The sequence below is a fragment of the Listeria sp. ILCC797 genome (assembly GCF_900186185.1).
Lineage (GTDB): Bacteria > Bacillota > Bacilli > Lactobacillales > Listeriaceae > Listeria > Listeria goaensis.
The window spans coordinates 38,383-52,964 of sequence record NZ_FYBS01000004.1 but is presented as its reverse complement, the minus strand read 5'-3'; the positions used below and the strand labels follow the sequence as shown (position 1 = coordinate 52,964).

The following is a 14,582-nucleotide window of genomic DNA, read 5'->3' as shown; positions in this document are numbered from 1 at the left end:
ATCAAAATTTTTGATGGATTCTACAAGTCACTAGAGTATTTGGATGATGAAGTTTTCATCACTCGTTTTAGGAAATAATTTAGAATTGAAGGAGTTAATTTAAACTATGAAAAAAGTTTTACTAGCAGTTTTATCAGGCACATGTGCGTTATCTTTGGTAGCTTGTAGTGCACCTGCAAAAGATGAAGGTAAGGAAAATAACAAACAAGAGTCAGTGGAAAAGAAAGCTTCTGCAACTTATCCAGTGAAAACAGTAGATAATGTAGAAATGAAAATTGAAAGTATTGAAACAACAGAGAACGGTAAGGGCGATAAAAATATTGTTCAAATCAATATGAACTTTAAAAATGAAAATGCTACGCCGTGGGGTGTTGGTGGTAGCGAATTTATTATAAAAGACGGCGATAAAACTTACACAGTTATTCCTGATGCAAATAATATCGGAACAGATATCGAAGCGAATAAATCGGTTAGTGGTGCAATAAATTTTGAATTGCCAAAAAGTGTGAAATCAGGCGATTTATCCTATAAACCAGTTACTTTTGGCAAAGAAAAGCCTAAAGTACTTGCAACTTGGGAAATTTCCATTCCAGACAACAAATGAGATTAAATCTATGAGGAGATGATCGTTTGAAAATCGCAGTAATTGGTCTTGGCTATATTGGTTTGCCCACCGCGATAATGTTTGCTAATCACGGACAAGAAGTGGTTGGAGTAGATGTTAAAAAAGAAGCTGTTGATATGTTAAATGAAGGGCGTCTTCACCTTGAAGAACCAGGGCTTCAAGAAGAGCTAGATAAGGCATTATTATCCAAGCGTTTTAAGGCTAAGCTGGAACCAGAGGCAGCAGATGTTTTCATCATTTCAGTTCCAACACCGAATATTCCTGATGAATATCTTTCTTGTGATTTAACACATGTGAAAGACGCGGTAAATAATATTCTTCCTTTTCTTGAAAAAGGAAATGTGGTTATTTTAGAATCTACAATTGCCCCGCGTACAACAGAAGATGTAGTAAAGCCGATGCTAGAGGAGGCTGGATTCATTGTTGGTGCAGATGTGTTTTTAGTTCACTGCCCAGAACGTGTTTTACCAGGGAAAATTATTCATGAATTGGTATATAACAATCGTATTATTGGTGGGCTTACACCTGCTTGCATAGAAGCAGGAAAACACGTGTATGGTTTGTTTGTTCAAGGGGAACTTATCGAGGCTACAGCAGGTGCTGCGGAGCTCTCGAAACTCATGGAAAACACGTATCGTGATGTGAATATTGCTCTTGCTAATGAACTTGCAAAAATTGGTGATGCACTTCAAATAGATGCGCTTGAAGTTATTCAAATGGCGAATAAGCACCCGCGTGTTAATCTACATTCACCAGGTCCAGGCGTCGGAGGGCATTGCTTAGCGGTGGATCCATACTTTATTGTAGCGGCAACACCTGAAAACACACCACTTATTCAAAAGGCGCGCGAAATTAATAATCAGATGCCGCACTTTATTTTAGAAAAAGTGAAAGAGTTTATGAACTTAATTGACGGTCGAAAAATAGTCGTATGTGGAGTCACTTATAAAGGTGATGTGGACGATATTCGTGAAAGTCCAGCTATTGAAATTGTTCAATTATTAAAAGATGAAACCGATTTTGAAATGACTATTTTTGATCCACATGTGCATAAGCCGTGGATTGAACCAAACTTTGAGGAAGCTATTTCAGGAGCTGATTTAATGCTTGTTTTAGCCGATCATAGTGAGTTTAGAATGATAGTAGCTGAACAGCTTGACGGAATGAATCAGAAAAATATTTTTGATACGAAAAACATCATTTCAGAGATGGCTGATGCAAGGGTTTATAACATGGGAAGCTTATATAAGATGAAAAGGGATAATAAAAAGTTAGTTTCAATTGTTGAATAAAGACAGGAGGAAACAATGGAAGATACATTAAGCCTAAAGCAGCTATGGGACCTTTTGAAAAAAAATAAGTGGCAAATTTTTATTAGTACTTGCGTATGCACACTTTTGATGACAGGCTACCTTTACTTTTTAGCAATCCCAGTCTATAAGAGCGAAACAGAAATATTAATTAATCAATCAGTTCCGGAGAACTCACTTGTAGAGTCGAAAGACGTTCAGGCAAACTTGCAACTTGTAAATACGTATGCCTCGATTATAACGAGTCCACGTATTTTATCAGAGGTTTCTCAAAAAATGGACGGAAAATATTCGGAAAAAAATTGGAACAAATGATTACAGTTAACAGCACGGCGGAGTCACAAGTTATTCAAATTAATGTCGAAGGAGAAAATGCAAAAGATAACGTCAAAATTGCAAATGCGACAGTTCAAATTGTCAATAAGGAAATCCCTGAAATAATGAATATTGACAATACTTATATTTTGTCACCTGCCGTTTACGATTCAGACGCTGCTCCTATAAAACCGCATAAGAGTTTATTAATTGCTATTTCAGCTGCTGTTGGAATGATTATTGGTGTCATTATTATGTTTGTCCGCAATCTCTTTGATCGTTCTATTAAAACAACTGAAGATGTAGAGCAAATTTTGGAGCTTTCAGTTTTAACTGTTATCACTGAAATGAAAGAAGAAGATTTACGAGAACGAAGCAATACTAGAAATAGACGCAAGAGGAAAGGATAATGTCTGATGCACAATAATCAAATGAACAGAAGAAAATTGATTGTTGAAACAAATCCTAATTCGCCGATTACGGAACAATTTAAAACTCTTCGTACGGGTATTCATTTTTCATCTGTAGATAAAGAATATAAGTCGATTTTAGTTACTTCTCCGGAACCTGAAAGTGGAAAATCTACCATATCTGCTAACCTAGCTATTTGTTATGCGAAGCAAGGAAGTAAAACGCTTTTAATTGATGCAGATATGCGGAAACCAACGGGACATAAAACGTTTGGAATTAGATTTAATATTGGCTTATCGGACTTGTTAACGGATAACGAAATCCAGCCAGAGAATGTTTTTCATGAAACTGAAATTGAAAATTTAATGATTTTAACGAGCGGAACGATACCGCCGAACCCAAATGAATTACTAGCTTCTAAAAAAATGGGGCAATTATTAGCAAGTTTTGCTGAGGAATTCGATCAAATTATTATTGATACGCCTCCAATTTTAGCTTCATCAGACGCGTTAGTTTTAACCCCTTATGTAGATGGCGCAATTCTTGTTCTTCGTAGTGACAAAACGCTTAAAGAACATGCGAAATTGGCGGTACAACAGCTTAAAAACACCCAAGTATCAATTATTGGATCGGTCTTAAATTATGTGAAAAGCAACAAGAATAATTATTACTATTATAGTTAATGAAAGGAATCGAGATGGAGTCAATTAAAACAGTGGCAAAGCCCACTACAAAAACAACTATGAGATTTTATCCAATTGCCAAGCGAGTTATAGATTTTCTTGGTGCAAGCTGCGGTCTGTTTCTGTTAACACCACTCTTTATTTTATTATTTATCCTCATTAAACTAAGCGATTTAAGAGCACCTGTTTTTTTTAAGCAAGAACGTATTGGTAAAGATGGTAATCGCTTCATGATGTATAAATTTCGTACGATGATTCCGAATGCCGAAGAAAAATTAGCCGAGTTACTTGAACATAACGAGGTTGAAGGCGCGATGTTTAAAATGAAACATGATCCGCGAATCACTAAATTAGGAAGATTTTTACGTAAAACAAGCATTGATGAATTACCACAATTAGTAAATGTTTTAAAAGGCGACATGTCTTTAGTTGGACCACGTCCGCCGCTTGAACGAGAGGTTGAGGAGTATTCAAAAAGGGATTTAGGACGTTTAGCGATCACGCCAGGTTGTACAGGATTATGGCAGGTCAGTGGACGTAATGATGTTAGCTTTTCTGAAATGGTGAATTTAGATTTGCACTACATTCAACATGTCAGTTTTTCACTAGATATGAAGATTTTGCTGAAAACGGTACGCGTGATTTTTGTGCCGAATAGTGCTTATTAATTCAAGAGGAGAAGCAGAAATTTATGACTCGTATGTTTTTATTAGGAAGCTACGTGGATGCTCTAACAATGCAAGAAACTTTGGATAAAATTGAAGAGATTGTCCACGAAAAAAGACCAGTGCAGCATGTTGTTATTAATGCCAGTAAAATTAATTTAATGGCGGAAAATAGCGAACTTGCAAAAATTATAAATGATTCGCCGCTTATCAATGCAGACGGACAGTCAATTGTCTGGGCGGCAAACTTTTTAGGAAAACATATACCTGAAAGAGTTACGGGTATCGATTTATTTGAAAAATTAGTTGAGAAAAGCGCAGAAAAGGGATACCGAGTTTTTTACTTTGGTGCAACCGAAGAAGTGGTGCAAAACGTTGTGCGGATTCATCAAGAGAAGTTTCCAGCACTACAAATTGCGGGGTGCCGAAATGGTTATTTTGATGATGCTGAGTCGGAACAAATTGCGCTTGATATTCAAAAATCACAAGCAGATATTGTATTTGTTGCTTTTTCCAGTCCAAAAAAAGAATTTTGGATTCGGGAGCATATTGATACGATGAAGGCTCCTTTTGTTATGGGCGTGGGAGGAAGTTTTGACGTTATTTCGGGTTTGACAAAGCGGGCACCGGAGTGGATGCAGAAAACTGGCTTGGAATGGTTTTACCGTTTTGCTCAGGAACCGCGTCGCATGTTTAAGCGTTATTTTGTGGGAAATTTAAGCTTCATGAAGAAAGTGCTGAAAGAAAGGCGGCATAAGTAATGCTTGCAATTGTATTTTCAATACTTAACTGCCTTCCGATGCCTAATCGACTTGCAGCTGGACGCTTATTGCGCAAGCTTAAGAACAAAGTTGCTAAATCGCTATTTGGAAGTTGTGCAGAAAATAGTAACTTACGACCAAATTTAAAATTAAGATATACGAAAAATATTCATATTGGAACGCGTTCATCAATTGGTGATAACTCGCGAATCATTGCTGCGGCACCAGTTTATATTGGTGATGATGTTTTAATGGCACCTGAAGTAGTCATTTTAACGGAAACGCATTGTATTGACGGGACGCAGAAAATTCTAGATAGTGGAACAGAAAAAAAATCTGTTTCTATCGGCAATGATGTTTGGATTGGCACTCGTGTCACGATTTTAGCGGGTGCAGAAATTCCGAATGGTTGTGTTGTAGCCGCTGGGGCAGTGGTTCCGGCGAAGAAATATCCACCATATAGTATTATTGGCGGAGTTCCGGCGAGAGTGATTCGTGAAGAGAGATAAAAAGGGAGTGAGGCACATTGAAAGTGATTCGAAAAATCGATGTGCCTTCTTGTTAGTGTGCAGTTTTCTAAAATTTAAAATAAAAAAGATTACTAAGTTGTTGCAAAAATATTTTGAAAAGGAAATTAGACATGAAAATACTTGTTATCGCCAACATGTTTCCATCTAAAGAATACCCGTCATACGGCATTTTTGTGAAAAATCATGTGCATATACTTGAAAATGCATCAAGTGAAATTGATACGGTTACAATGAATAAAGAGTTAAACAAGTGGAAAAAGCTTTGGAATTATATTGTTTTTTACTTCCGTATTTTCTTTACTTTATTGTTTAAAAAATATGATGTAGTTTACTTGCATTACGCTTCTCATAGTGCGATTCCCATTTTATGTGCGAAAGCTTTAAACCGTAAAATTAATCTTACTGTGAATGTTCATGGTAGTGATGTGTTTCCGGAAACCCGGATTCAAGAACGGTTGCAATCATGGGTGGCAAGGCTATTAAAACAGGCGAATCATGTTGTTGTGCCGTCTGATTATTTCAAACAAGTGGTTATAAAACGATACAAAATTGTATCTAGTGATATTTTGATTTCGCCGTCTGGTGGAGTGAATCGCACGCTTTTTGCACCTCAAAAAATAGATAAGGACGCGGACGTTTGTTGTGTTGGCTACGTGGGACGTATTGATATTGATAAAGGATGGGACGATGCTCTTCGAGGTTTTGCGCAATTTAAGCGCGTATCGAATCGGCCTGTGCGGCTTATTATGGTGGGGAATGGTAAGGAAAACGAGCAAAAAGAAGCGCTTATTCAGGAGCTCGGGCTTCAAGATGATGTGCGTTGCTATACTTTACTGCCGCAAGAGGACTTGGCCGCACTTTATAACGAAATGGATGTTTTTGTATTTCCTAGTCGGAGAAAAGGGGAGAGCTTGGGACTTGTTGGCATCGAAGCGATGGCGTGTGGAGTTCCGGTGATTGGTAGTCGTATTGCGGGAATTCAAGGGTATTTGATTGAGGGAGAAAACGGTTATTTCACGGAGGTTGGTAGTGCTAGTTCGATTGCTGAAAAATTGGTGCAATTTAGTTCAATCAGTGAAGCAGAAAAACAGGTATTGAAGCGCAATGCCTTTCATTCTGCGACAGCATATGATCAACAACTGGTTCAAGAGGAAATGGTGAAATTGTTGCCAATCCTAGCGAATTAACGGTCAGGCGGATGACAAAGGTAATCTTTGCTATCCGCCTGATTTTTTATTTCGTGTAAGTTCATAATTTGCTACAGTTACCTGCTAAAGTGTTTCGTCGTCTTTTTGATACTCTAAAATGTCGCCGGGTTGGCAGTCGAGTGCTTTACATATAGCTTCTAAGGTTGAGAAGCGGACGGCTTTTGCTTTGCCGTTTTTTAGAATGGATAAATTTGCCATTGTAATGCCGACTTTTTCGGATAGTTCTGTAACGGACATTTTTCGTTTGGCGAGCATAACATCTACATTTATAATAATGGCCATAAAATCACCTCATATCGTTAAATCATTTTCAGATTTGATGGAAATCGCGTTTTGTAGTAGCTTCTCAAGAACAGCCGAAAAAATGGCGATAATAAATGCGGCGAAAATGACCACGATTCCGATGAAAATAATTCCGGGCGCATCTGTGATGTTGGCTGCCATGTAGAATAGTGGTAAGGTGAGTAAATATAGGCCACTAATTAGGAAAGCAGAAAACTTGATTTTAGTTAGATTTTTAACTGCAAGGGTTGAAAAAGCCTTGTTTTTATCAATTAAAAGTAGCAGTTTGAATGCTTGAACTACGGCAATGAAAAATGGAATGGCACTCAAATAAATGCTGATGAAAGCCATATAAACAAAAATTTGATTGTTTGGAAAGGTCTGAAGTGCCCCGATAATCAGGCGAGGCAGACCGACAAATGCAAGCGCCAATACCGGAATACAGAGAACAATAATGACGAGCTTTAAAAGTAAAGTTTCTCTTTTCATACTAAATACCTCACTACTTTTAGGATTAGTTTTAGTATAAAATAAAATTTGTTGTTTTTCAACAAAAAATTATTGTTTTATTTTACGTTCGGTTAATAAAATGGATAGGCCTAATAAAATTAAAAGGATGACGAAAAACAAGCTACTGCGTATGAAAAATTGGATGGGGACAAAACTTAGTGCAACGTAAAGGAAAAATGTGGCGGTACCGAGTATTAGCCAAAGCTTGCCTAAGTAGCGATGCGCTCGTTTGAAGGCTTCTGGTGATTTTAAACTCGCTTTTGTCCGGTAGCTGAGGGCTTGGTTTTGATTGGTTGGGGTGAAAAAATAAAAATAGGCGCCTAAACCGATGAGTAGCAAGGGGACTACAAAGTCTAACATGTGATCGCTCCGTTCTTAATGAAAATGATTCTCAATTAACCTTTGAATTAAAAGGGATTTTCTAGTACAATAAATATACCAGAAAACACGGGGAGGAAACTATGAAAAAGGCATATTTTGGACTGGTTTTTATCGCGATTTTATTTCTTTCTGCTTGTTCGGGGGCTCCTGAGTCGGCGGAAAAAGAGACTCCTAGCGAGGCGAAAGCGGAAAAAGCAGTTTTAACGATACATGATATGGCGGGGCGGACTGTCACGTTTGATACATTACCGAAGCGAATTATTACGCTCACAAATTCAGATATGAACATTGTTTATGCGCTTGGCGGGAAAGTGGTTGGGCGGCAAACGCAAGATGCGAGTGGTGTGGAACCGGACGAAGCGAAAAGCGCTACGGAAGTTGGGAATACACATGATTTAAATTTGGAAAAAATTGCGGCGCTTGCGCCTGATGTGATTGTGGCGAGTTCGGAGCAAAATTTGAAGGATGTACCAGCGCTTGAGGCAATTGGGGCGAAGGTTATTTTGACGGGCGCGAATTCGGTTGATGAAATTAAAACGCAAACGGAAGTGCTGGGGAAATTGCTTTCTGCGGAGGCGAAAGCGAAGGAATTGAATCAGATGCTAACCGAGAAGGAAGAGGCAATTCAAACGGCGCAAGCGGGGAAGAGTGTCCGGGCGCTTATGATTTTAGGGGCACCGGGAAGCAATTATGCGGCTTTGCCGACATCGCTTAGCGGAGATACTTTGCGAATTGCTGGCGGAATTAATGTTGCGGAAAACTTAAAGGGCGTGGAGAATTTTCCACAGTACGCGGCACTTAATATTGAAAAAATTGTTGCGGAAGATCCGGAAGTGATTTTCTTAATGATTCACGGTGGGGATGAAAAAGAAACGGAAGCGGCTTTTCGAAAAGAAATGGAACAAAATGACGCTTGGAATTCGACTACGGCGGTAAAAAACGGCCACGTCATGGTGCTCCCGGCTGATTTGTTTGGAACGAATCCGGGTGTCCGAATTGACGAGGCGCTTGATTATATGACTCAGAAATTAAATCAGGTGGCGAAATGAGTGCGGCGCATGATCCTAGACGAAGACGCCGTTTGATTTCGCTTGCGGTTGTTCTAGTCCTTCTAATTGTGGTTTTCTTTTACGGTTTGACGACTGGTTCGGTGGGTCTTTCGTATTCGCAAGTTTGGCATGTTTTAACGGGTGACGGCGACACGCTTTCCAACCAGCTCGTATGGAATTTACGCTTGCCACGAATGCTAATTGCCTTTTTAGTTGGGGGGGCGCTTGCGATTTCAGGCTGCCTACTTCAAGGCGTTATGCGAAATCCGCTTGCTGATCCAGGCGTTATCGGTGTATCGGCGGGCGGAGGCCTTGTTGCCATCATCTTGACAATCGTTTTCCCTACCTTATCGGGTTTCGTCCCGCTTGGTGCATTTTTAGGCGCATTTGGAACAGCCCTTTTAATCTACATCGTGGCTTGGGATAAAGGGGTTTCACCGCTGCGCGTGATTCTATCTGGTGTGGCGATTAATGCGTTTATTACGGCGATGACCTCTGGCATTATGGTGCTTTACTCGAATCGTGTGCAGAGTGTGATTTCATGGATGACGGGCACACTTTCGGGGAAAAGTTGGTATCACTTGGAGATGATATTTCCCTACATGGTGGTCGGATTTATCCTTAGCATTTTTGCCATCCGCTCATCCAATGTGCTCATGCTCGGCGACGACGCGGCGAAATTGTTAGGCTATGCGGTTGAAAAGCATCGTTTCTTCATTATCATGTTGGCGGCATTTTTGAGCGGCGTGGCAGTCAGTGTGGCGGGCCTAATTGGCTTTGTCGGCCTAGTTGTCCCACACATTTTTAGATTGATTATTGGGAATGATTATAAATATTTACTGCCGATGTCGGCGCTAGGCGGTGCCGTTTTGGTGGGCTTTGCGGATACGGCGGCGCGAAGCTGGTTTGGCTCGATTGAGCTCCCAGTGGGGATTTTACTTGCGATGATTGGCGCGCCGTTCTTCCTCATTCTATTACAGAGAGGGCGTGTCACTTCATGAAAATAGACATTGAAAACCTTTCTTTTTCGAGAAAAAAGGATTTTGCGATTCGCGATTTGTCGCTGCAAATTGAAGAAGGAAAAATAACGACGCTTGTTGGACCGAATGGGTCGGGAAAATCGACTATCCTTCGACTAATGATGCGCCTTCTCGAACCTAAAAGCGGCTGTGTCATGCTTGATGGAACTGATTTGGCGTCGATTAGCGCGAAAAAATTGGCGAAGGAAATGACGATGCTTTCGCAGGCACCAGACGGCCTTTTAGATGTGGTGGTGCACGATTTAATTGCCTACGGGCGGATGCCGCATAAGGCGTGGCTGAGTACTGGGCTTACTACGGAAGATGAAACGGTAATTCGTTGGGCGCTTCAGGTATGCAATTTGGAGCACCTCGCTTATCGGCCGCTTCACACGTTGTCAGGCGGCGAGCGGCAGCGAGCGTGGCTTGGTATGGCTTTGGCGCAAAAGACGCCAATTTTATTGTTAGATGAGCCGACGACATATCTTGATATCGCGCATCAATTGGAACTTTTAGATTTGCTTACGAAATTAAATCGCGAGTACGGAATGACGATAGTGCTTGTTTTGCATGATTTGAATCAAGCTGCACTTTATAGTGATCAAATTTTTGCTTGTACAGATGGTGCGATTGCTAAAACTGGTACGCCTCATGAGGTGTTTACGACGGCACTTTTGGAAGAAATTTTTCACATAAAAGCAGATGTTTCAGAAGTTGGTGATAAACTATCGATTCGGCCGGTTTCGTCTACGCGTTTCTCATCATAATTTTAGATTAGAATTTCGTGAAAAAGCTTCCTATCTGTTAAAAACTTGATATAATGAAGAGAGAAATTTTATGTTATAATATATAAATTGGGTTTTACGGGAGTGTTTGGGGGCAAAGTAAGGGATTGTTTTGTTAACCAACCAGTTAGGAGCGTAAAGAATGAACCAGCAAAATAAAATGGCAGGGCGAATTGACTACGGTATTATTTTAACTTTAATGTTGCTCTGCTTAATTAGTTTAATATCGATTTATAGTGCGCAGATTACGAATGAGCAGTATGATACGAACTTTGTGATGAAGCAAATCGTTTGGTACGCGGTGACAACATTTGCGATTGTTGTGATGATGCAACTTGATTATGATAGGCTGACAAAATGGGCGTATTATTATTATGCGCTTGGTATTTTCCTGCTTGTGTTTGTGCTTGTTTTTGGTAAAGAAGTAAAAGGTGCGAAAAGTTGGATTATCATTCCATTTTTGGGAAGCTTACAGCCGTCGGAAGTTGTTAAAGTTATTATTATTATCGTTTTAGCGAAGGTTATTATGGATCATAACAACAAGTTTAAGGTACATACGATTAAGTATGATTTTTGGTTGATTGTGAAGATAGGACTTTTTGCAGCGGTCCCGCTAGTGCTTATTATGATGCAACCGGATTTAGGGACGACACTTGTTTTTATTGCGATTATTGCAGGAATGATTCTCGTTTCGGGGATTAGTTGGAAGATTATCGTACCACTGTATGGTGGGATTATCGCGCTTGGAACAGCTGCGATTTGGATGGTTATTTATCATCAAAATTGGCTCGTTAAGATTGGCTTTAAGCCATACCAATTTGATCGTATTACAACATGGATTAATCCAGAAACTGATCCGCAAGGTGGCGGTTATCAAGTGCTGCGTGCGATGACGGCCATTGGTTCTGGGCAGATTACCGGGAACGGCGCGGGATATGATGCGATTGCGATTCCAGAAAACCATAATGATTTTATTTTTACGATTATCGGTGGTGACTATGGTTTTGTAGGCGCCAGCATTTTACTTGCGCTATATTTCCTGCTCATTTATCAAATTATTCGGGTGGCACTTGATATTAATGTTCCTTACTATTCTTATATTTGTACGGGTGTTGTCATGATGATTATGTTCCACGTTCTTGAAAATGTTGGAATGAATATCGGTTTACTGCCTATTACAGGGATTCCGTTACCATTTATAAGTTACGGAGGAAGTGCACTACTCGGAAATATGATGGCAATAGGTCTCATTTTATCCATTCGTTTTAACTATCAAAAATCGATGTTTGAAATCGAAAGTAAGATGGTAAATTAAGCTGAATCATTTAGATTCAGCTTTTTTCTTAAATATATATAGTAAAAAGGAGCGGTTTTGATGGGGGAATTAGATGGGAGATGTCTTTGTGGGGCTGTGAATGTGTCAGTGAATTCTAAGGATCATGACATTCATGCGTGTCATTGCGAAATGTGTCGGAAATGGACAGCTGGACCGTTTTTGAGCATTAGTGGTGGTTTGGACGTGATTTTTTCGGGGGAGGAAAATATGACGCGCTTTTCTTCGTCGAAACTTGGTGAACGTGGGTTTTGCAAGACTTGCGGTTCGACTTTGTTTTGGCATAATGTGAAATCAGGCGAGTATTTTATGAACTCGGAACTTTTTGTTTTGGAGGACTTTAGGCTTGTAAGTGAGATTTATATTGACTGTAAGCCGGATTATTATAGCTTTAGCGAGGACACGAAAAAGTGGACGGAAGAAGAGGTACTAAAAAGTTAAGGGGATTTCTCTGTATGCGCTTTCTTTTTTGCGCTGCTTTTAGCCAAAAGTTGTGTTGGACTTGCTTTTTTATTTGTGCTTTTGGGGAAAATGGACTATGATAGAAGTAGATTTAGGTGGGAAGGGAGTAGCGATTGTGATAGATTTTTATTGGTACCCGAAGTGTTCGACATGCAGAAAAGCAAAGGCTTGGATTGAGGAAAACAAGGTGGAGGTTAACCAAATTGATTTAATCGAAAATCCGCCGACAGCGAATGAATTAAAAGCGCTGTTTGAAAAAAGTGGTTTGCCGCTTCGCCGTTTCTTTAATACAAGTGGAATCAAATACCGTGAACTCGGTTTGAAAGATAAGTTAGATGAGATGTCTGAAGAGGAAGCGTTCAAATTGCTTGCTTCTGATGGAAAATTAATTAAGCGTCCGCTTACGACGGACGGGAATAAGGTAACACTCGGCTTTAAAGAAGAAGAATTTGAAGCTGCTTGGAAATAAAATTGCGCTGTTTTATTAAAAGGAGGAGTTTTTAAAATGAGTTTACCAAAAGATTTATTGTATACGGAAGAACATGAATGGGTGAAACAAGACGGTGATACGTATATCATTGGCATTACAGACTTTGCGCAAGATCAATTGGGCGATATTGTTTTTGTTGAATTGCCAGAAGTTGGCGATAAAATAGAGCAAGGTGACTCTATTGGAAGTATTGAGTCTGTTAAAACGGTTTCTGATTTTTATGCACCGGTAACGGGGGAAGTTGTAGAGGTTAACGAAGGCTTAGAAGATGAACCAGAACTTTTAAACAGTGATACATATGAAAAAGGTTGGATTTTGAAAGTGAAAAATGTATCTGCTGAACAAATTGATGCGCTATTATCAAGCGAAGATTATGAAAAAGTGATTGAGGATTAAATTTTCGAGCCAACCTTGTATGAGGTTGGCTTTTTAGGAGGTAAATATGATTCAGTTTGATAAGAACGACTTGGCGCGCTTTTTGGAGGAAAAGAAAAGTGGCTTTTTTTATTTTTATACGCCTTTATGTGGTTCTTGCGGGCTTGCTGGGCAGATGATTGAGCTTGCGGAAAAAAGTGCGGGTATCGAAACGTATGCGTTAGATTTAAATCTTTCGAAAGAATATGCGCCATGCTTTGAAATTGAAGCGGTACCGGTTTTAGTGCGGATTGAACGTGGTGAATTTGTGGATAAAACGTATACTTTGCATAGTGTTGTCCCAGTTTTTAACTTTTTAGAAAGTTTCCTAGAGTAAAAAAAGTTTCATCTCTGATATAGAACTGGTTAACACTAAAAAGGTTGCTGTAGACCCATTTAACTTCGATATGATACACTTATTCAGGTGTTTGATAAGTGAGTGTTTGGGGGCAGATAAGATGAGTCACAATAATTTAACAATTTTATCCGTTATAAGTAATTTTATTATTGTTGTTTTAAAATTAATCGTTGGTTTTTTGACGGGATCGGTGGCTGTTATTTCGGAGGCGGTCCATTCATCGATGGATCTTTTTGCTTCTGTCATTACATTTTTCTCAATTCGGATTGCGGGGAGACCTGCTGATGATGACCATCCGTATGGGCACGGCAAAGCGGAAAATATTGCGGGTACAATTGAAACGCTGCTAATTTTTGTTGCGGGGATTTGGATTATTATAGAATCGATTAATAAATTTACGAATCCGCATGAAATTCGTCTTCCTGCGCTCGGAATTGCTGTAATGCTTTTCGGTGCAGCGGTAAATATGATTATTTCTCGGGTGATTAAACGCGCGGCTGATAAGGCGAATTCTGTAGCAATGAAATCAAACGCGCTACATCTTTATACGGACGTTTTTACATCGCTTGGTATTGCAGGAAGTCTGCTACTCGTTTATTTGACTGGCTGGACTTGGCTCGATCCAACGATTGCGATTATAACCGCAATTTACATTATGTATGAGGCTTGGAAGTTGCTCAAAGAATCGTTTCCACCACTTATGGACCAACGTTTGAATAAAAAAGAGGAAGAAGAAATCAAACGTATTATTTTAGCTCACAAAGAGGATTTTATTGAGTTTCATGATTTTCGTTCGCGAAGAGCGGGTGCGGAGGAGTACATTGATTTTCATCTTGTTGTGTCGAGTGAGATGACGGTGACGGAGGCTCATGCGCTTTGTGACACGATTGAACGGGAAATTGGTGAGTTTTATTCGAAGGCACAGGTGTTGATTCATTTGGAACCGGAGGAAGAGCGACAAATGTTTAATATTTATTAAAGAAATCTCAAC

The 14,582-nt window shown here is 39.6% G+C and carries 21 protein-coding genes; 18 read left to right on the top strand and 3 right to left on the bottom strand.

Translation table 11 applies throughout. From position 1 onward, the window contains the following. Nucleotides 1-106: 106 nt before the first annotated feature. From BN1609_RS05365 to BN1609_RS05330, 9 genes are all read left to right on the top strand, one after another. Nucleotides 107-604, top strand: a complete 498-nt coding sequence (locus tag BN1609_RS05365) for a DUF4352 domain-containing protein (protein WP_088815624.1) — start codon at nt 107-109, stop codon at nt 602-604. A gap of 26 nt (nt 605-630) precedes the next feature. Then, a complete protein-coding gene (locus BN1609_RS05360; protein WP_088815623.1) occupies nt 631-1,917 on the top strand; it encodes a nucleotide sugar dehydrogenase in 1,287 nt (428 codons plus the stop codon). Nucleotides 1,918-1,932: 15 nt separating this feature from the next. After that, complete coding sequence (locus BN1609_RS14075) at nt 1,933-2,250, top strand: YveK family protein (protein ID WP_255377321.1); 318 nt, start codon at nt 1,933-1,935, stop codon at nt 2,248-2,250. Next, nucleotides 2,238-2,660: a YveK family protein gene (locus BN1609_RS14070; protein WP_255377320.1), complete on the top strand. Its 423-nt coding sequence runs from the start codon at nt 2,238-2,240 to the stop codon at nt 2,658-2,660. Before BN1609_RS14075 ends, BN1609_RS14070 begins: the two co-directional genes overlap by 13 nt. Before the next feature lie 6 nt (nt 2,661-2,666). Continuing rightward, a complete protein-coding gene (locus tag BN1609_RS05350; protein WP_088810290.1) occupies nt 2,667-3,344 on the top strand; it encodes a CpsD/CapB family tyrosine-protein kinase in 678 nt (225 codons plus the stop codon). Nucleotides 3,345-3,358: 14 nt separating this feature from the next. Then, nucleotides 3,359-4,012 carry a sugar transferase gene (locus BN1609_RS05345; RefSeq protein ID WP_088810292.1) on the top strand — a complete coding sequence of 218 codons (654 nt, stop codon included), beginning with the start codon at nt 3,359-3,361 and terminating at the stop codon, nt 4,010-4,012. A 23-nt stretch (nt 4,013-4,035) separates the two neighbouring features. Next, the gene (locus BN1609_RS05340) at nt 4,036-4,770 is read left to right on the top strand and encodes a WecB/TagA/CpsF family glycosyltransferase (RefSeq protein WP_088810294.1); all 735 of its coding nucleotides are present in this window, start codon (nt 4,036-4,038) and stop codon (nt 4,768-4,770) included. Next, complete coding sequence (locus BN1609_RS05335; protein ID WP_088815621.1) at nt 4,770-5,279, top strand: DapH/DapD/GlmU-related protein; 510 nt, start codon at nt 4,770-4,772, stop codon at nt 5,277-5,279. The genes BN1609_RS05340 and BN1609_RS05335 overlap by 1 nt, the downstream gene beginning before the upstream one ends. A gap of 131 nt (nt 5,280-5,410) precedes the next feature. Continuing rightward, nucleotides 5,411-6,487 (top strand): glycosyltransferase, encoded by a 1,077-nt coding sequence (locus BN1609_RS05330; protein WP_088810297.1) that lies wholly within the window; start codon nt 5,411-5,413, stop codon nt 6,485-6,487. Between the two features lie 84 nt (nt 6,488-6,571). Here the strand turns inward: BN1609_RS05330 and BN1609_RS05325 are convergent, their stop codons facing one another. The 3 genes from BN1609_RS05325 to BN1609_RS05315 form a co-directional block, all read right to left on the bottom strand. Further along, a complete protein-coding gene (locus BN1609_RS05325) occupies nt 6,572-6,790 on the bottom strand; it encodes a helix-turn-helix transcriptional regulator (protein WP_088810299.1) in 219 nt (72 codons plus the stop codon). Nucleotides 6,791-6,799: 9 nt separating this feature from the next. Beyond that, complete coding sequence (locus tag BN1609_RS05320; protein ID WP_088810301.1) at nt 6,800-7,279, bottom strand: DUF2975 domain-containing protein; 480 nt, start codon at nt 7,277-7,279, stop codon at nt 6,800-6,802. Between the two features lie 69 nt (nt 7,280-7,348). Further along, on the bottom strand, nt 7,349-7,660 hold the full coding sequence (locus BN1609_RS05315; protein ID WP_088825359.1) for an SdpI family protein: 312 nt from the start codon (nt 7,658-7,660) through the stop codon (nt 7,349-7,351). A gap of 101 nt (nt 7,661-7,761) precedes the next feature. Here BN1609_RS05315 and BN1609_RS05310 point away from each other — a divergent pair, with 101 nt between their 5' ends. From BN1609_RS05310 to BN1609_RS05270, 9 genes are all read left to right on the top strand, one after another. Further along, on the top strand, nt 7,762-8,730 hold the full coding sequence (locus BN1609_RS05310; protein WP_088840593.1) for an ABC transporter substrate-binding protein: 969 nt from the start codon (nt 7,762-7,764) through the stop codon (nt 8,728-8,730). Beyond that, on the top strand, nt 8,727-9,731 hold the full coding sequence (locus tag BN1609_RS05305) for an iron ABC transporter permease (RefSeq protein ID WP_088840592.1): 1,005 nt from the start codon (nt 8,727-8,729) through the stop codon (nt 9,729-9,731). Before BN1609_RS05310 ends, BN1609_RS05305 begins: the two co-directional genes overlap by 4 nt. Then, a complete protein-coding gene (locus tag BN1609_RS05300; RefSeq protein ID WP_088810308.1) occupies nt 9,728-10,516 on the top strand; it encodes an ABC transporter ATP-binding protein in 789 nt (262 codons plus the stop codon). Before BN1609_RS05305 ends, BN1609_RS05300 begins: the two co-directional genes overlap by 4 nt. Before the next feature lie 160 nt (nt 10,517-10,676). Then, complete coding sequence (rodA, locus tag BN1609_RS05295) at nt 10,677-11,849, top strand: rod shape-determining protein RodA (RefSeq protein WP_088810310.1); 1,173 nt, start codon at nt 10,677-10,679, stop codon at nt 11,847-11,849. A gap of 60 nt (nt 11,850-11,909) precedes the next feature. After that, nucleotides 11,910-12,308 (top strand): GFA family protein, encoded by a 399-nt coding sequence (locus BN1609_RS05290; protein WP_088840591.1) that lies wholly within the window; start codon nt 11,910-11,912, stop codon nt 12,306-12,308. A gap of 136 nt (nt 12,309-12,444) precedes the next feature. Further along, nucleotides 12,445-12,798, top strand: a complete 354-nt coding sequence (locus BN1609_RS05285) for an arsenate reductase family protein (RefSeq protein ID WP_088810388.1) — start codon at nt 12,445-12,447, stop codon at nt 12,796-12,798. A gap of 36 nt (nt 12,799-12,834) precedes the next feature. Then, on the top strand, nt 12,835-13,215 hold the full coding sequence (gene gcvH / locus BN1609_RS05280; protein ID WP_088810314.1) for a glycine cleavage system protein GcvH: 381 nt from the start codon (nt 12,835-12,837) through the stop codon (nt 13,213-13,215). A gap of 46 nt (nt 13,216-13,261) precedes the next feature. Further along, nucleotides 13,262-13,570 (top strand): thioredoxin family protein, encoded by a 309-nt coding sequence (locus BN1609_RS05275; RefSeq protein ID WP_088825364.1) that lies wholly within the window; start codon nt 13,262-13,264, stop codon nt 13,568-13,570. A 121-nt stretch (nt 13,571-13,691) separates the two neighbouring features. Further along, on the top strand, nt 13,692-14,570 hold the full coding sequence (locus BN1609_RS05270) for a cation diffusion facilitator family transporter (RefSeq protein ID WP_088810317.1): 879 nt from the start codon (nt 13,692-13,694) through the stop codon (nt 14,568-14,570). Nucleotides 14,571-14,582 lie beyond the last annotated feature (12 nt).